The following is a 17,833-nucleotide window of genomic DNA, read 5'->3' as shown; positions in this document are numbered from 1 at the left end:
GATTAACACCTGACATCAATGACTGATAAGTAATCTGTTAAAGGTACAACAGAAGAAATTTTGAATCCTTTTACTTGTTTGAGTATTTTTTCCCAATCGCTTAATGTTCTTAGTTTACCTCCTGTTTCAACCATTACATTAATATCTACAGAGCCTCCAGCTGGAGAGCGGTAATCTAAAATAGTTTCTATCAATAAAATACGAGATATTCCTTTGACCAATTTTAAATAAGACAATACTTTATCATCATCATAATGCTGTAGAAAGCGGCAAAAGACACCTAATTCATAATTTGTAGCTGATAGTTTTTCCTGAGTTATAAGTTTGACTTTTAAATTTTCTACTAACTGTCTTGGCACTTTATGTTCGTTATATAGGCCTATAGAACCTTTATTGTGTATATCAGAATAAGCAAGAAATAAAGAGTGTACACCAAATAGCAATATATTCTTAGCACCATCTATATTAATCCTAGAATTAAACTCTTTAGTATCAAATCTAGAATATCCTAGCAATGCTTGGTAAAACGCTATTTTCTTATCTTCTGATGCTTCTCTTTCCTTAAAAGATTCAAATGAAGAGATTGACTTCTGTTTTAGTATATCGGCAATCTTTAACCAATTCTTTTCAGCGGCAACTCTTGCCCACATTGTTGCTGCTTTTGGCAAAAATGGTATTTCCTTAAAACACTTACCTTTTGATGATAGTTTCCATAAGTCCTCGTCCTTATCGTAATCAATAAACCCTATTTCCCACAACGCCCTTAACAGCCTTTCTAGATTTGGTACGATAATGTTTAACTTTTTAGATAAAAACGGCACAGTTGCAGGTAAAATATTTAACAAATCAAGTTCAATAGCAACGCTTGTTAGGTAAGTTTTCCAAAAGGCTGAAAGTTCTGCAGAAATCCTATGCACTTGAGATTCTTTACCTAAATCAAAAATACTAAACTTTACATTTCCGGTAATATCGATTTGTCCTAACACACCTTCAAAAGTTTCAACTTTTGCCATGCCATTATAGAATGCTTCTACCATTTTAAATCTCTGCTGGTAAACAGGATCACCATTAATATCTATATGAAACCAACCATGTTGATCTTCTGCAATAGAATACCCTTTATGAAAAACATTAAGTTTTTTATACCATTTATTATGTACTAACTTTCCATGATGATTAATATGTGTAGCTTTGCCATCCTTATAGACTACAGCGATACCATCCTTAAAATCTCCAACATAATCATATTCCTCCTGATAAATCCTGTTGCCATTTAAATTAATATGAAAACATTTATCATGTCTTCTAACTACACAAGCATCTTCCTGATAATTTCCAATCCATTGATACGACTGTTTGTATACTCTACATCCAGATGAATCAATATGGTAACACCCTGTATCATCTTCTACGGCTGCTCTATTGAAGTAGAATCCAAAAGTTTTTAGAAATCTATGATGATAAACTGCTTCTCCTCTCACATTGATATGATAAGCACCTGTCTGATCATAAACCGGTGCAAGACCGGGCTCATGAAATTTACCAACCTTTATAAACCTATTTTCATACAAAGGATTTCCTAGTAATTCGTGAAAACTCTCACACGGTGAAATTTTAATAGATTTAAGATTATCTTTGATTAATTGATCAAAGGTTTTCTCATGTTGCATGTTTTGCATAATTTGTAATTTAAATAATTCTTTTGTAAGCTTAGGTACTCACTACTCTGCCATATTTCCTCGAGTTTAACCTCATTAACATTACCAAAATTTCCTAATGTCTTACGGAGTTCATCTGGAGCACAGCAAGGACTAAACTTTCCTTCATTGTTTATCCATGCTTCTTTACCTAAAAATGGGCATTGACCACCTGGAGCCAAATCCTTAATACCTTCTTGAGAAAGGATTGTGAAATTTTCTAATTTTATCTTTTTACCATTTGGCAATAGCATATTATCTCTAAGTTCGTATAACCTTCTCACCTCCGTGTTCCATCTACTAATTGCTAACTCATCTCTTCTCATAGATAGATCCTTAATTTCCTCAAAATGTGCCCAAAGATGATGTCCTTTAACTCTATCTATGCCGTTTTTTATGGCCATCTTAACTATGTCATAGAGTTCATGTAAATTACTTTCCAAAAATGTTAATTGTAAAGTAACGGTACACCTTTCACCTGTATCGCTAAAGTATTTATCTCTAACTTCAAGGAAAGTTTTTAAATTTTCTGTCACTACTTCCCATTTTGAACCTTTCATGATTCTTTCATGAGTTTCTTTAGTTGCCCCATTCCAGGAAATCTTAACATCAGATAAAATTGGTACCAATAGTTCAGCCCATTTTCTAGCTCCTTTAATAGGAAAAGAACCATTGGTTGTGAGGTTAAGCTTAAGGTTGAACTCATGGCACAAATTGATTATTTCATCAAAGCTTTTATACATTAAAGGCTCACCCATAGTAGAAGGAATGATTTCCCTTAAAGGTGTGCCAGCTGCTTCCTTAATTACTTTTCTGATAGTTTCTATCGACAGTATCTTAGGTTTTATTCCTTTAGCTTTCTTTTCTTCTTTAACTTTGCTGTATGGTGAAAAACATTCGCACATTATACAAGCAAAATTGCAGTAATCTGGATTAGTATCAAAAGTAATTCTCCAAGGACCGGGTTTCAAAGCTACTGATTTGCCTTTCTTTTCAATAGCATTACGGTAAATCTTGTTAAGTTTTTCAGTATGCTCACTTATAGAAGGTATATTTCCATTTTCAGTATAAGGATAGCCTTTTTGGGTAAGTTTATTGTATAACTCCTGATTTGTAGATAGGACTTGCATTTTTTCTGATAAACTACTTGCATCTCTGTGCTTAAACAATAGTCCATCTCTTACATATTCTGCCATACCACCATAATCGGCTGTTATAAGTGGTATTCTAAGTTGCTGTGCTTCATGTATTACTAATGGTGAATTTTCACCCCAAATTGAAGGAACGACTATTGCATCAACTTTATTAAATACGTCAGTAACTATATTCTTATTATCATAACTTCCCATCCACTCTATTCTTTCTTTAACAACAGGTGAAAACTGATCGGCAATCGCTTTTAAAGCTTTAGTTTCTTCTCTTGCTGCTCCCCAAATTCTAAGTTTTGCTTTAGATGATAAGTGAGAAAAAGCCTTTAGTAATAGGTCAACACCTTTTTCGGGAGTATGAGTACCAATATAACCGAAAATAAACTCTTTTTCTTGTGCTCTATTTCTATTCTTAAGACGATTGAGATCAAAACCATAATCAAGATAAGAAATTTTGTTTATCGGAACATTGAAATCCTGAGTAAATTTATCCATCAAGAATTTTGATGGGGAAATAAAGTAATCTATATAGTCTATTATTTTCCTTGTGTGCTTCATTCTAGTTGCAACCCATTGTTCCCAATAATTTATGTCTAAATTCAGGAATTCTTCATCTCCTGTAAAATATCCTTTGTAACATTGGGTTGCACATTTTTGATCCTTTTGTCCATCACAAAGCCGCAACAAATCTTCAGAATTGCGTTGAATAAACCTTCCTCTTGGACACATTAACCAAAAGTCATGTAGCGTAAAAATTGTAGGTATATTTTCTTTAAAAGCAATTTCTGGTAAAGTAATTGATAGATGATTAAGATGACCAAAATGTATAAGATCTGGCTGAAAGTTATCTATTACTCTTTTAAATTTTATATCTACTTCTTCATTAATAAATTTATAACGATATTTAGTTATGGGTATATTAATTAAATGCAGTAAGATTCGTGAATCACTACGATCTAGGACTGTAGTATAATAAAAATCAGGTAAAAAGCTATTTTCATACCTAGTAAATACTTGTACCTCATTGTTATTTGCTAGTTCATGAGCAAGAGTTTGGCTATAAACCTCTGAACCAGCACTATAATAAGGAGGGTAACCATGAATAACTTTTAATATTTTCATATATTACCATATCTATATTGTCAGGATATTCTTGTGTATTGTTTTGTAGACTTTTTATAAAATTACTTAATCCTACTTCTAATGAATGTTTTGGAGACCAACCAAGTAGCTCTTTAGCTCTAGTAAAATCACCATGGAACTTAGTTACATCAAAATTTCTTGGAGGATAAAAATCAATCCTAGAATCACTTTTCGTGACTTTTAATATTGTTTTTGCTAAGTTTTCTAAAGTACATGGGCTATTAGTAGTAAGATGAATAGCAGGAAGAGAAGATTTTTCGCTTTGTAAATATTTAACAGTTAAGCATATACCCTCTATAACATCATCCAAATAGGTAAAATCAAAAACACATTCTTTACCTTCTATTTTAATTGGATCACCTCTTAATGCATTAATACAGAGTGCAGGAATTACTCTACTGTTATGATCTAGTAAACCACCGTATACATTTGAAAAGCGTAATATTGCTACATTAAAATCTTTTAAGCTTGTTATTTGTTTCTCAATAAATGCTTTACCTTTGGCATAATTATTTATTGGATTGATACTAGCAGATTCTGTAACCGGCAGTTCCTTCTGCTCTCCATAGACTTCCCTACTACTTGCATATATAAACCATGGTTTATTTGAAAGTGACTTACATAACCCTAAAAACTGCATTGTACCATCAACATTAATTTTTTTACACAGTTCAGGATAAAGTTCACCATGTATAACCCGAGAAATTGCAGCCAGATGAATAATTCCTGTACACTTAGCAAGTAGTGGTACTATATCTTCTGAAAAAAAACTGAGTGGATTGTTGTGAAACCTAATATCACAGCTTATTACTTCATGGCCCTGGTTTTCTAACTTTTTCACCAAGGTTGACCCTATCAAACCTGCAGCACCTGTTATTAATATCCCCATGTATACCCTCTCACTACAACTAGGAAAATTTGTCGTACCAATTATCTTACAAGTAAGAATCAAAAGGTATTATAAAACCAGTATAAAATAAATGTCAACTTAAATTAGTGAATAAAAAATGTGATTATGAAAGAAGAGTTGTTGCTTGAAAATAGTGTTCAGCTTTAACCAAATCCTCTTTATTATTTACTCCCATTGCTTCTCTTTCATCAGTAACTACATAACCTACACTCAAGTTATTGGTTGCTGCAATGGGTACTATATCATTAAGACAATATTCATTGGTCGAATTATTAAATTTTATTTCTTTTACTAAGGTAGAGAGATCTTTAGCATATGAAGCTATTATTCCAGAGTTTGCAAGAAGCATTTTATCTCCATTTTTTAGGATTTTTTGAACATTGCCGTAATTATCAATTACTAATCTTCCATATTGTTCATCTTGACTATTGAATCCAAGAAGAACTAAATTATTATACTTTAAACAATCAGTCATTTTCATAACTGTATCACTAGATATAAAAGGAGTGTCTCCATACTGTATTAAAACTATGTCTTGATCAGATAACTCCTCCAGATTTTCTAGAGCAATTTTAACTGCAGTGCCAGTACCTGTAATATCTTCTTGAATTATTAGTTTTATATTGTATTGATCGATTATACTTTTTAGAGTATCAAAGTTTTCTAAATCTTTTAGAAGGGAGTTGTTAACAACAATTGATAAGCTTTTTAGACTCAGCAATTTTGCATTAGAAATTATATGTTCTAAAAGAGTAAGATTTCCCACTTGGTGCAACGCTTTTGAATATTCAGAATTCATTCTACTGCTCTTTCCTGCTGCTAATATTATCAAAATGTTACTCATACATGACTTAGGGATTGATTAGATAGTAAGTTAATTTATAATTAATAAGATGTAAAGCCCACTATAATTTTCTAAATGATCTAGATCTTGGCACCCTCATTAGAGTTTCATTTAAGAGAACTATAACTTTAAACTCTTTACTCGATTTTCTACGCTGACATCTTGTAAACTCTGATCTGGACTTTTTAATATTTCTAATAATCTACTTGCAAGGTTTGAGTGTTTATTGATTACTGCAACCTGGACTAATGACTTGCCTTGATCATCACGAGCATTTGTTACAGCTACGCGCTCATCGGGTTCTATTGCTCTCAGCTTACTGATAATTTCAACATTACCATTTTTTGCATTTTCAAATAGCTCTTCTACTAATTTCAATAGGTTAGTAATATTCTGGTCTCGAGAAAGATCAAGTGGTGTTTTACCTTCTTTATTCTTGATGTTATAAATTGCACCATGTTTCAACAAAGATTTTACAGCTTCGAAAAAGCTATTTTCAGTAGCAACATGCAACGATGTAGTGCCTTTAACTATTGTTTTAGCATTAATAAAATCACTCAATTTATTGTGGCTTACACGTTGTAACAAAGCTTCAATAATTTCTTTATGACCTTTGGAAGCAGCAGTGTGTAATGGTGTATTACCCTTGTTAGTAACTTGAGTAGCATCAGCTCCATTTGCTAGCAAGATATTTACAACTTTTATGTGCCCATTATTAACAGCATAATGTAATGGCGTTCTTCCATCCACGTTCTTCGAATCAATGATTGCTCCATCTCTAATGGAACTCTCAATTCCTAAATAATTATTATCTTCTATAGCCTTAAATAACTTCTCAACCAATTTTAGTAATTTTATTACTTCTGGGTTTCCTCTTCTTTCCGCAAAGTGTAATGGTAAAACATATCTACCTCCTTCAGCTCTAGCATTAAAGTATGCTCCGCTCATAAGTAGAGACCTAACTATATCTAAATTACCAATTTGTGCCCCTAAGTGTAAAGGCGTAGCATTTTTATCCATTTTTGCATTAACATCCGCTCCATTTATAATAAGAGTTTTAACTACCTTAGGATGACCATATTGAGCTGCAAGATGTAGGGCTGTGCCTTTATTTTGATTTTCTTTTACATTTACATCAGCACCATGTTTCAATAGAACGGTTGCTATCTGATCATAACCTTTTTCTGCTGCAAAATGTAAAGGAGTCCAATTTGTGTGATCTAAAGCATTAATATCTGCTTCCTTTTCTAAGAGCAATTCAACCACCTCTAAATGATCATGGTCTACTGCAAAGTGTAGAGGTGTAGTACTTTTAACTGTTTTAGCATTAATGTCTGCTCCTTTATCAAGCAAAGATTTAGCAACTTCTAAATTACCATCATATGCTGCACAATGTAGAGGAGTCCAACTTCTGTTATCTAGAGCATTAATATCTGCTCCATTTTCAATCAAGAAATTCATTATTTCCAAGTGATTATGTTCTGCTGCCAAATGTAGAGCTCTTCTACCATCATCCATCTTTGCATTTATATTTGCTCCTTTTGCAATTAAGCTCTCTACTATTTTTAAAGAAAAACCATTATATGCTGCATTATGTAAAGGAGTCCAATTCTGATCATCCACGGTGTTAATGTTTGCTCCATTTTTAATTAAAAAATCACTCACCTCGAAATGACTTTGCTGAATTGCTAGATGCAAAGGTGTAAAACCTTCGTTTTTTTTAGCATTAACATTGGCTTTTTTCTCTATTAGTAGCTTCACTACTTCTAGGTGACCATTCTGAGATCCTATATGTAAAGCTGTGGAATTATCGTGGCCTTTAGCATTAACATCAATTCCCTTTACGAGAAGAAGAGACTTAACTACTCCAAAGTGATTACGTTCTGCTGCTAAATGTAGTGGTGTAAGATTTTCATAATCCTTAGCATTAACATTAGATTTTGCTTTTAGTAAAATGTCTACTAACTCTAAAAAGCCATTTTGAGACGCTAAATGTAGAGGTGTAATCTTATCATCTGTTTTTGCATTAACGTTTGCTCCCGCTTCAAGCAGAACCTTAACTATATCTAACCTACCAGTTTGTGTTCCCAGATGTAAGGGTGTAATGTTTGCATCAACTTTATGATTACCTATGCCTGAAGATCCAGCGTTAATATCAGACCCTTGTGAAATAAGAGCTTTAACTACTTCGAGGTTACCATTTTGTACTGCAGAATGTAAAGGTCTTGCTCGATCATTATTTACAGCATTAACATCTAATCCCTTTTCAATAAAAACATTTACTGTATCTAGATGACCATTCTCTGCTGCTAGGTGTAAAGGTGTATTAAGTTTATCTGTTTTAGTACTAAGATCTGCTCCATTTGCAATCAAGGTGTTGACTATATCTAAATATCCTTGCTGGGATGCAAAACTTAAAGGTGTAAAGCCTAGAATGGTCTTATGGTTTACATCTGCTCCATGAGCAATAAGAAAATTAACCATCTCTAAGCGATTTTTTGCAATTGAAAAATACAGTGGCGTAAAGCCATCGTACTTAATCTCTGAATTAATATCTAAACCTTCTTCTAATAAAGTGTTGACTAAATCCAACTGACCATTTCCTGCTGCTAAATGTAGTGGTGTAAGACTAAGATGTTTCTGAGTTTCATAATTTTCATTTAAAAACTCTACAAAAAATTGTAGCTGATCCAGATTATTAGATATTCTATTAGTAAACATAAAGGCCTCGCATGAAGAATTTATGTAAAATATAGTATCTACAAGTTTTTAAGCAAGATAAATCTTCTTCTTAAAAAAGATACTGTATCCAATCTGTGTACTTATAACTTTTTTATTTGATCATGGGTGATCAGCTGTCTCAGCTGCAATAGAGACACCTACCTTAAGTAGCTACATCAAATTTCTCTGTTTTTTGCCCCTTTTCTCTCTGATGAAGATGTCTTCATTCTTCTCAGTAGCCAATATTCTTTTTAAAGAATAATCGTTACGTGCACCAAGGAACTTAGAAAGAACAATAGGAAATCCACTTAAAAAGCATTAATAATTATACATAATTCTAATGATCTTCATGAAAGGGCTTAGAATAGAATTTAATAGACAATCTGATTTTAATTGATATTAAACTGATCAGACTGAGAGTTGAAAATATGGCAATAATTCTTTTAGACACAAAAACTATAAATCGTATAGCAGCAGGAGAGGTAATAGAAAGGCCAGCGAGTGTAGTAAAGGAATTAGTAGAAAATGCAATAGATGCTGGAAGTTCAGAGATAGAGATCAAAATAGAAAGTGGTGGACGTAACCTTATAACTGTGACAGATGATGGAAATGGAATAGAAAAGGACGACTTAGAACTAGCATTTATGAGGCATGCCACTTCAAAATTAAGCGATAGTGAGTTAATAGAAATCAAGCACCTTGGGTTTAGGGGAGAAGCTTTACCTTCAATTGCAGCAGTAAGCAGAATGAAATTATCGTCTAAGGCAAGTGGAGCAAAGGAAGCATGGTCTATAAGGTATGAGGGAGGAGAAAAAATAAGAGAGATTACCCCTTGTTCTTTGTTGCAAGGTACATATATTGAAGTTCGTGACTTATTTTTTGCTACACCAAATAGACTAAAGTTTCTAAAAACCGAAAGGGCAGAAACACAAAGTATTGTTGATATTGTGAATAACTTAGCGATGATTAATTATAGTATTGGGTTTACTCTCACTTCTGGTAATAAAAAGCTCTTAAAATATGTTAAGCAAACTTCGCTGTTCAACAGATTATGTGAAATAGAAGAAGAATTTCAAAGCAATTCACTGGAAGTTAAAGAGGAAGAAGAAGGCATCAAACTTAAGGGACACATCTGTAAACCTAATGTCAATCGTGGCAACTCAACTCAGATTTGTACGTTTGTTAATGGAAGGCCAATAAAAGACAATCTACTTGTTGGTGCAATTAGATATGCGTATCACGATTTTATTCCAAACAATAGGTATCCTTTTGCAGTGTTGCATTTAGAAGTACCATATGACCAAGTAGATGTAAATGTGCATCCAAATAAATCGGAAGTAAGATTTCAGAATAAAAGGCTAATATATGAAATAGTGAGAAGAGGGATAATAAAAACACTATCAACGAGATTTGCAGCGGGTGATCAAGGTATTGAAGAGGAGCTAATTTTTAATGATAGTAAAAGCCAAGAGCAGGTTGATAGTCAAGAGAAAAAAGATCAAAAAGAGTTTTATGAAAAGAGACCAAGTCTTTTAGAAAATCGTCTAATGAAAGAATTCAATGCACCAGATGAAAGAAGGCAAAGCTTACCAGAAACGTTTAAATATGGAGAATCTCCACCCCAAAAGGGAACGATGGTTTTAGAAAGGAAGCAAATTGATTTAATAGAGGATTATCCTCTGGGATATGCACGCTGTCAGGTCTACAATACTTACATTGTTGCTGAGGCTAAAGACAAATTAATTATAGTAGACCAGCACGCAGCTCATGAGAGGTTGATCTATGAGTGCTTAAAACAAAAATCAAGCATAAAAAGGCAAAAGCTTCTTCTTCCTGAAATAGTCGAGATTAAAAACCAAGCTGGAATGGAGATGGTTGAAATGTATAAAGATAAGCTTTTCGAAATGGGTTTTGGTATTGAAATAGAATCAGAAGATAAAGTAAGGGTGAAAGAAATACCTGCAATTTTAGGAACAATAAATGTGAAAGAGATGGTGATGAATATAGTTGATAGATTAATGGAGATAGGAGATACGCTACCTATAGAAGAAAAAGTGTTAGCTACCATTGTGTGCCATAGAGCTGGAAGGGAAATGAAGTTGGAAGAGATGAATGAGATACTAAGACAAATTGAGAAAACTCCATATTCTGGTCATGAAAGACCAATTTATATAGAAATGAAACTAAGTGATATAGAAAAATTGTTTGAAAGGAGATGAGTTCAGTTTGTCAAAAAGGTTCCCAATTAGGTATACGTGATAGCTCTTCTGGTTATGGAGTATAAAATGTGAAAAAAGAGAATAAATGCTCTAATTTTTTAGATTACAAAGTAATAGGACAGGAAGTAAGAAATCGTAGATTAGCAAAGGGATATACTCAAAAAGATTTAGCAAAAAAAATCGGAACAACATATCAGGTAATACTGCAATATGAAAAAGGAACGCGCAGAATTTCAATTAAGAAGTTATATGAATTAGCAGAAGCATTATCAACAACTGTTAGAGATCTAGCTTGCGGACAAGAAGTATCAAATGAGAAAGGGTATGAGGGAGAGGAGGTACTAAATCTAGTAAGAAGACATAAAGAGATTAAGAACCAAGAATTACGTGAAACGTTTTATTTATTAACTAAATTCATCCGTATTGGTGAGGAAGAAAGTGGAAAGGTAGTAAAAATAGAGGTGGCAAAGGGTTTAGTTAAGGAAGGAGTTTCTGCTCATGTTATCTCTCAAACGACCAGTTTATCTATTGATGAATATGATAATGATGAGAAAAAAATTTCTATTCCGTATAAAGTAGGTCAAAGAATAAAAGAATGGAGGTTGAGAAGAGGATACACTCAGGAAGATTTAGCAAGTAAAGTGGGCATAATAAATCAAAGAATATATGAATATGAACAAGGACGAGCTGCTGTTTCACTTGAAATGTTAGATGAAATAGCAAAGGTACTATTAATTAATATTACAGATCTGCTTCCAGAAACAAGAGAAAATGAGAATAGTGAAGCAGAGCTATCAAAGTTAATAGAAGAATACAAAAAGATCAAGAGCCAAGAACTACGGCATGTACTAATAAAATCTCTGTTTGAAAGCATACAAGTTTGCAAAGAGAAAGTGAAGAGAGTAGAAAAGATGAAAATTGCAAAGAATTTAGTTAAGGAAGGAATTTCTATCAATATTATTTTAAAAACAGTGGGTATCTCTTTAGACGAAATTCAACAAATTTGAAATAAAAAATCAGTATCTATTAATATCTTTACTTTTTGATGAAAAAATAAGTAAAAAAGATTGAGAAATTGATTTGACTTCACTCAAAAGCTATGGCTTTATGCCAATGCTGACAAAAAAAACAGCAGTAAATATATAAAAACATTTTGTTATTAGTGAAGGGTAATTTTTATGAATAATAAGAAAGATCGTAGAGAAGAAATAGAGTTCAGAGCATTAGAAAGCAACGGTAAAGCTCTACTTGATCGTGAAGTAATAGAAACGTTTCTAAGTGCAGTGCATGACAGGGAAGAAGCTCGAGTTATTGCTAGAAAGCTAATAGATAGTTTTGGAATAGGAGGAATTTTAGGTCAGGAAATAGATGACTTGAAAACTATAGAAGGGATAACTGACTCTACAGTAGCAGTAATTTTATGTCTAAAGGAAGCTGCAAAGAGAGTACCAAGAGAAGAGTTAAAGAAAGGACCTGTAATGGATAACTTGGAAACCATAGTAAAATATTTAAGGGTTAGTATTGGCTATTCAGAGGAGGAAAAGATGAAAATAATATATTTTGATCAAAAGTGCCGTTTAAAGTGGGAAGAAGTGTTCACTGGTACAGTGGATAAGGTACCTTTTTACATAAGAGAAGTAACAAGAAAGGCATTAATAAGAAAAGCGACGTCAATAATAATATCGCATAACCACCCAGAAGGAAGGTTAAAGCCATCTGATGAGGATGAAGCTGTAACTAAAGACTTGGCTAAAGCTTGTCAGACTATAGGGATTAGGTTACTGGATCACATTATCATCACAAGTGTTGGGTATTTTAGCTTTAAAGAGCAAGGACTGTTATAAAGCAGATATTTGAAGATTTTCATGAGTTGTTTAACTACTTGAATGAAGAAAGTATTTGCAAGCACATTAATTATTACTTATAATTAATGAGAAAGTATATATTAAGTTAATAATAAAGTAATAAAGTCGGTTGTAGACTTAGTAAAGTATATTTAATAGCGGAGGCTAATATGAGTAATAAAATAATTGTACCTTTTGATGATCAAGAAGGAGGTACTTACGAGTTAAACATTGATCTTGATAGATTATCAAAAGGTGAGGTGTTAAATGCTATTGTAGGAATAGGTCGTACTAACACCTTTGTAAGCAAAATTAATAAGGCTAAAAAGCCTGAGGAAATAGCACCTTTCCCTGGTAGAGAAGTTCGCGAAAACAAAATCAACTGTGGGAAAGGATTTGACTATGTTTATGGCACAAAACCTGCAAGTGATCAAGAAGATAAAAATCCATTTACCTCCGCCTTGCAAAAAATAAAGCCAAGTATAAGCGAAAGTGAAAAGTTGAGCTGGTTTAAGAGTGGAGTGGTAAAAGCAAAAACCCCAAAAGAGATGAACAAAGTTATAGATGAAGTAATAGGTGATGGAACAAGGCTAAATGCATGTAATGATGGGGAATGGAGTTTCTCAGAGTATGTAGTATTAGGTACACATTTTCATAAATTTGATAAGGTTGATCGTAAAAAGGTAATACGTAAATTAATGTTAAGCGGTGCAGAGTTTCATGATACTCTACTACAGAATAAACTGATAGGTGAAATCTATGATGAGCTACAACCAGAAGTTCAGCTACAGATAGATAAGCAACTAGAAGAACTAGAAAAAGCTGGCGAAAGTGCTGTTCAAGAAGGATCCTTAATAGATCTCGAGATAGACAATACAACATCATATATAGAATTTTCTGATAATAGCAAGGTAGAGGTAGCCAAAATACTGGAAGCAAACAGAAAGTTAGGAAGTAATATTTTAAAAATTGGTAATGATGCAGTTGAGGTTAAAAGCGAGAAGGGAGGTATAAGAAACTATATCGATATGTCAGATGAAAGCTCTATTATATTACAATTTCCTACAAGCATTGGTCAGCTAAATATTATATTGTACCACGATGTAAAAAAATATGATCAAGTACAAGTCAGAGTAGAAAACAAGGAAATGTGGGCTGAGTTACAAAAAAGAGGCGAAGAAATAGGAAAAAACTGCCTTTTTGGGGGAGTGAAACTTCAAGAAGCAGTAGAGAAAGGTAATTTCACTAGATGTGGCATATGGAATGAAAAGTATGCTATAAAAGAGATTGGCAATGATGAAGTATTGTCTTCATGGGTAAATAGGGTATGTGGAGGTAGTAAAGAAACCTTTAGGGAACTTTAATTCATTTATTTTAAGGTTCCAGAGTTTAGTGTGCCGTAGAGACACAAGGAATGTTCAAGTAAGAGCAAACTAAGTGCAAAAGCTACGCAATAGATGGGGGTGGGCCCCTCGGAGCCGGCTTACAAGAGCAGGCTTCAAACAACCATAAGCTGCTTTGGTAAAAAGCTAAGGTAGTGAGCGTTATGGAAAAGGCGCAAATATGCGTCATGTGTAAAATAGAGAGATGAATGAAAATGAACCACTGATAAAGTGTCGAAAGGAATTGGATGATGTCAAAACCAGGGGTTAGACTTAACCTGGGATAAATCTATCGGGAGCTTGTTTACTGGATAGATGGCGTCCGGCATAGAGGTGGCATGAATCTATTTTGGGCTATTGCGTGGAACTGCGGGAACCTGTCGTTTCGATGATAAGGGAGAAATCCAAGGAGCTGATCTCTGAGGATGAGAGTACCGATGCGGAAAACAGGGGCGGATCAGCTCGTAGTAGTGAAGAAGTTTCTGTAATGGAAATGGAGCGAAGGAGCTGAGTTATTTAGTTTTAGTTATTTATCAACCGAAAGGGAGGAGTTAATGAATAAAACAAAGTCTTTTGATATACCAAAGCAACTTATTTGGAGAGCTTATAAACAAGTATCGAAAAATAGAGGTGCTGCTGGTGTAGATGGGGTTTCGATAACAAAGTTTGAGGAAAATCTAAAAGATAATCTATACAAACTATGGAATCGTATGACATCCGGAAGTTATTTTCCAGAGCCTGTAAAAGCTGTAGCAATACCGAAAGATATGGGAGGAGGACAAAGAATTTTATGTGTTCCTTCAGTATCAGATAGGATAGCGCAAACAGCAGCAACAATGTATCTCGAACCGTTAGTGGAGCCAAAATTCCATGAGGATTCATATGGTTATAGATCGAATAAATCAGCATTGGATGCGGTAGATACAGCGCGTAAGAGATGCTGGAAGTACGATTGGGTGGTAGACCTTGATATATCAGGGTTCTTCGACAATCTGGATCACGACTTAGCACTTCAGGCTATCAAGAAACACACAGACTGCAAATGGGTCATACTATATGTTGAAAGGTGGATGAAATCCCCTATACAACTTGCAGATGGCAGTAAAGTAGTTAGGGATAAAGGAGTTCCGCAAGGAGGTTCAGTTAGCCCAATCATCTCTAATATATTCATGCATCATGTGTTTGATATATGGATGAAAAAGAACTATCCGACGGTACCATTTGAGAGATATGTGGACGATGCGATAGTGCACTGCAGAACAGAGAAACAGACAAGATTTGTGAAAGTAATGATCGAAGAAAGATTGGCTGAGTATAGGTTGAAATTACATCCTAAAAAGACACAGATAGTGTACTGTAAGGATGACAATAGGAGAGATGAATTTCCTAAACAAAGTTTTGATTTTCTGGGTTACACATTCAGACCCAGGTTAGCAAGAAATAAAATAGGGAAGCATTTTGTTTCATTTCTCCCAGCAATTAGCAACAAGGCCAAGAAAAAGATTACTACAACCATAAGATCATGGAAAATGCTACGAAATACGCATATAACATTAGAGGAGATATCAGGAAAAGTAAATCCAATAGTCAGAGGCTGGTATCAGTACTATGGCAAATTTTACAGAACTGAGGTCTACAAATCTCTAAAGAATGTAGAGCGGCATCTAGAAAAGTGGGTCAAAAGGAAATATAAGAGACTCAGGAGTCACGGAAGACTAGCAAGACAATTTCTAGGAAAGGTGAGAGATAGGTCTCCAAATATTTTCTATCATTGGACACTAGGTTTAGGGTCAAAAAGGCTAAATAATGGGAGCTGTATAAGCTGAGAGGTTTATGTACAGTTCTGCGAGAGACTGGTAGGGGAAGTTCCACTGGTCTACTCTCCCTGGAGCCTTTGAGCTATAGTAGAAAATATTATATATATGGTTTTTTGCGTGGAAAAAAGTCTAGATTATGAAGTAGGACAAAAAGTAAAAAGTTGGAGGTTAGAGCGAGGTTATACTCAGAAGGGTTTAGCTGAGAAAATTGGTGTAAAGTACTGGGTAATACTGCAATATGAGAAAGGGAACCGTAAAATTCCAATTAAGAAGTTATATGCTATAGCAGAAGCATTATCAGTAAATGTTAAAGGTCTAGTTTGTGGAGAGACGCTACCAAATGAAAAAAGATATTTTGAAGATAAAGAAATATTAAATTTAGTAAAGGGGTATAAGGATAAAGAATTAAGCGAGGTATTTTATTTATTAACCAAATTTATTCGTTTGAGTGAGGAAAGAAGCAGAAAAGCGGTAAAAATGGAAGTAGCAAGGGGTTTGATGAAAGTAGGAGTTTCTGCTCATGTTATCTCTCGAACAACTAACTTATCTATTGGTGAGTATGAGGAGAACAAAATTCCCATTCCATACAAAGTAGGGCAAAGGATAAAAGAGTGGAGATTGATACGAGGATATACACAAAAAGATTTAGCGAATAAAGTTGGCATAACAAATCAAGGAATATACGAGTATGAACAAGGGAGAGCTGCTGTCTCACTTGAAATGTTAGATGAAATAGCAAAGGTATTATCAATCAGTATCATAGATCTACTTCCCGAATTAGATGAGGATAGTGAAGCGGAAGAAAAGCTATCAAAGTTGATAGAAGAATACAAAAAGATTGAGAGTCGGGAATTACGCGATATGCTAATCAAGTCTTTATTTGAAGGTATACATGTTTGTAGAGAAAAGGTCAGAGAGGAAAAGAAGATTGAAGTTGCAAGGAATTTAGTGAAAGAGGGAATTTCTGTTGATATTATCTTGCAAACGACAGGCTTATCAAATTATATGATTGAGAAATTTTTGTGATTTCATAAAAACTTAGCCAATAGTGGATTTTTTTGTGATAGAATATATGTTTGCTTCTATAGGAAAAACAGCTTTTAGAGGATTTATCTATGATAATTCAGAGCATATTGGCTCAGTAAGCTACGAGCTAGGGAAAAAAATAGAAGGTTGTAGGATAGTACAAGGGTATACTCAGGCAAAATTAGCAAGAAAAATTGGTTTAACACATAAGGAAATACATAACTTTGAACTAGGGTGCAAGGCTATTACAATCAAAGAATCGTATATAATAGCAGGAGCATTGTCAGTCAATGTTATAGATCTACTTCCAGGACCAACAGTACTAAGAGAAAACAGTTGGTATGAAGATGAGGATAAAGAAATAGTCTATCTAACAAAAATACATAGAGAAATTAAGGATCAGGAATTACGCAAGAAGCTGTATCCATTAGTAAGGTTTGTATATATTAGCGAGAAAATTAGCCAAGAAGAAGCGAAAATAGAAGTAGCAAAGAATCTAGTGAAAGAAGGAGTTTCAGTTGATATTATTTCCCAAGTGACTCGCTTATCTACTTATGAATATGATGATATAGAGAAAGAAATTTGTACTGATTCTATACTCTACAAAGTGGGGAAAAGGATAAAAGAGCAGAGATTAATACGGGAATACACTCAGGAGGACTTGGCAAATAAAATTGGTTCAACACCTAAAGAAATACACGACTATGAACGAGGATATACAGACATTCCAATTGAAATATTATATAAGATAGCAAAGACATTATCAGTTAACATTAAAGCTCTTGGACTAACAGAATATGAAAATGAGCCAGTTTTTGGGTTTATAGGTAAATGCGAAAAAATTGAGGATCAAGAATTACTGAATACGGTAGCCAGATCTTTATCTGAAGGAATGCAAACTGGTAAAGAAAAGGTTAAAAAAGCAGAGAAAATCAAGATTGCAAAAGATCTAGTTAAGGAAGGTGTTGCTATTGATATTATTGTGCGAGCAAGTGGCCTAACTGCTGATGAGTTGGGTGAGTGTGAAAATTGAATGTGTTTAAGATATAAGTAAAATTAGTTAATGATTTAACCAACAGAAT

The 17,833-nt window shown here is 33.8% G+C and carries 13 protein-coding genes; 8 read left to right on the top strand and 5 right to left on the bottom strand.

Annotated elements, in window-relative coordinates; all coding sequences use genetic code 11:
• Positions 1–2 precede the first annotated feature (2 nt).
• From OOL05_RS01590 to OOL05_RS01570, 5 genes are all read right to left on the bottom strand, one after another.
• On the bottom strand, positions 3–1,679 hold the full coding sequence (locus OOL05_RS01590) for a WG repeat-containing protein (protein WP_264730537.1): 1,677 nt from the start codon (positions 1,677–1,679) through the stop codon (positions 3–5).
• Positions 1,640–3,967 (bottom strand): glycosyltransferase, encoded by a 2,328-nt coding sequence (locus OOL05_RS01585; protein WP_264730535.1) that lies wholly within the window; start codon positions 3,965–3,967, stop codon positions 1,640–1,642. Before OOL05_RS01585 ends, OOL05_RS01590 begins: the two co-directional genes overlap by 40 nt.
• On the bottom strand, positions 3,924–4,877 hold the full coding sequence (locus OOL05_RS01580; protein WP_149168735.1) for an NAD-dependent epimerase/dehydratase family protein: 954 nt from the start codon (positions 4,875–4,877) through the stop codon (positions 3,924–3,926). Before OOL05_RS01580 ends, OOL05_RS01585 begins: the two co-directional genes overlap by 44 nt.
• Positions 4,878–5,001: 124 nt before the next feature.
• Positions 5,002–5,742 carry an NTP transferase domain-containing protein gene (locus OOL05_RS01575; protein WP_039950631.1) on the bottom strand — a complete coding sequence of 247 codons (741 nt, stop codon included), beginning with the start codon at positions 5,740–5,742 and terminating at the stop codon, positions 5,002–5,004.
• A 120-nt stretch (positions 5,743–5,862) separates the two neighbouring features.
• Positions 5,863–8,463 carry an ankyrin repeat domain-containing protein gene (locus OOL05_RS01570; RefSeq protein ID WP_264730532.1) on the bottom strand — a complete coding sequence of 867 codons (2,601 nt, stop codon included), beginning with the start codon at positions 8,461–8,463 and terminating at the stop codon, positions 5,863–5,865.
• Between the two features lie 428 nt (positions 8,464–8,891).
• Between OOL05_RS01570 and mutL the strand changes: the two genes are divergently transcribed.
• From mutL to wmk (OOL05_RS01530), 8 genes are all read left to right on the top strand, one after another.
• On the top strand, positions 8,892–10,682 hold the full coding sequence (gene mutL / locus OOL05_RS01565; protein WP_015587819.1) for a DNA mismatch repair endonuclease MutL: 1,791 nt from the start codon (positions 8,892–8,894) through the stop codon (positions 10,680–10,682).
• 68 nt (positions 10,683–10,750) lie between these two features.
• The gene (wmk, locus tag OOL05_RS01560; RefSeq protein WP_015587820.1) at positions 10,751–11,689 is read left to right on the top strand and encodes a WO male-killing family protein Wmk; all 939 of its coding nucleotides are present in this window, start codon (positions 10,751–10,753) and stop codon (positions 11,687–11,689) included.
• 171 nt (positions 11,690–11,860) lie between these two features.
• Positions 11,861–12,526, top strand: a complete 666-nt coding sequence (locus OOL05_RS01555; protein WP_015587821.1) for a JAB domain-containing protein — start codon at positions 11,861–11,863, stop codon at positions 12,524–12,526.
• Positions 12,527–12,696: 170 nt separating this feature from the next.
• Positions 12,697–13,890 (top strand): hypothetical protein, encoded by a 1,194-nt coding sequence (locus tag OOL05_RS01550; RefSeq protein WP_264730528.1) that lies wholly within the window; start codon positions 12,697–12,699, stop codon positions 13,888–13,890.
• A 406-nt stretch (positions 13,891–14,296) separates the two neighbouring features.
• Positions 14,297–14,419, top strand: coding sequence for a hypothetical protein (locus OOL05_RS01545; RefSeq protein ID WP_255446080.1), 123 nt, complete (start codon positions 14,297–14,299; stop codon positions 14,417–14,419).
• A 43-nt stretch (positions 14,420–14,462) separates the two neighbouring features.
• On the top strand, positions 14,463–15,734 hold the full coding sequence (gene ltrA / locus OOL05_RS01540) for a group II intron reverse transcriptase/maturase (RefSeq protein WP_264377358.1): 1,272 nt from the start codon (positions 14,463–14,465) through the stop codon (positions 15,732–15,734).
• A gap of 96 nt (positions 15,735–15,830) precedes the next feature.
• Entirely contained in the window at positions 15,831–16,751 is a 921-nt protein-coding gene (wmk, locus tag OOL05_RS01535; RefSeq protein WP_264730526.1) for a WO male-killing family protein Wmk, read from the top strand.
• 46 nt (positions 16,752–16,797) lie between these two features.
• A complete protein-coding gene (gene wmk, locus OOL05_RS01530) occupies positions 16,798–17,784 on the top strand; it encodes a WO male-killing family protein Wmk (protein WP_264730790.1) in 987 nt (328 codons plus the stop codon).
• Positions 17,785–17,833 lie beyond the last annotated feature (49 nt).

The sequence above is a fragment of the Wolbachia endosymbiont (group B) of Episyrphus balteatus genome (assembly GCF_947250575.1).
Classification (GTDB): Bacteria; Pseudomonadota; Alphaproteobacteria; order Rickettsiales; family Anaplasmataceae; genus Wolbachia.
Note: the sequence above shows the minus strand (reverse complement) of the source record. Positions and strands in the feature narration are given on the sequence as shown.

Excerpts from the sequence above, each read along its gene's own strand:
- OOL05_RS01590 (WP_264730537.1), bottom strand. The coding sequence starts at position 1,679 with ATGCAAAACATGCAACATGAGAAAACCTTTGATCAATTAATCAAAGAT.
- OOL05_RS01585 (WP_264730535.1), bottom strand. The coding sequence starts at position 3,967 with ATGAAAATATTAAAAGTTATTCATGGTTACCCTCCTTATTATAGTGCT.
- OOL05_RS01580 (WP_149168735.1), bottom strand. The coding sequence starts at position 4,877 with ATGGGGATATTAATAACAGGTGCTGCAGGTTTGATAGGGTCAACCTTG.
- OOL05_RS01575 (WP_039950631.1), bottom strand. The coding sequence starts at position 5,742 with ATGAGTAACATTTTGATAATATTAGCAGCAGGAAAGAGCAGTAGAATG.
- OOL05_RS01570 (WP_264730532.1), bottom strand. The coding sequence starts at position 8,463 with ATGTTTACTAATAGAATATCTAATAATCTGGATCAGCTACAATTTTTT.
- mutL (WP_015587819.1), top strand. The coding sequence starts at position 8,892 with ATGGCAATAATTCTTTTAGACACAAAAACTATAAATCGTATAGCAGCA.
- OOL05_RS01555 (WP_015587821.1), top strand. The coding sequence starts at position 11,861 with ATGAATAATAAGAAAGATCGTAGAGAAGAAATAGAGTTCAGAGCATTA.
- OOL05_RS01550 (WP_264730528.1), top strand. The coding sequence starts at position 12,697 with ATGAGTAATAAAATAATTGTACCTTTTGATGATCAAGAAGGAGGTACT.
- OOL05_RS01545 (WP_255446080.1), top strand. The coding sequence starts at position 14,297 with ATGATAAGGGAGAAATCCAAGGAGCTGATCTCTGAGGATGAGAGTACC.
- ltrA (WP_264377358.1), top strand. The coding sequence starts at position 14,463 with ATGAATAAAACAAAGTCTTTTGATATACCAAAGCAACTTATTTGGAGA.
- wmk (WP_264730526.1), top strand. The coding sequence starts at position 15,831 with ATGGTTTTTTGCGTGGAAAAAAGTCTAGATTATGAAGTAGGACAAAAA.
- wmk (WP_264730790.1), top strand. The coding sequence starts at position 16,798 with ATGTTTGCTTCTATAGGAAAAACAGCTTTTAGAGGATTTATCTATGAT.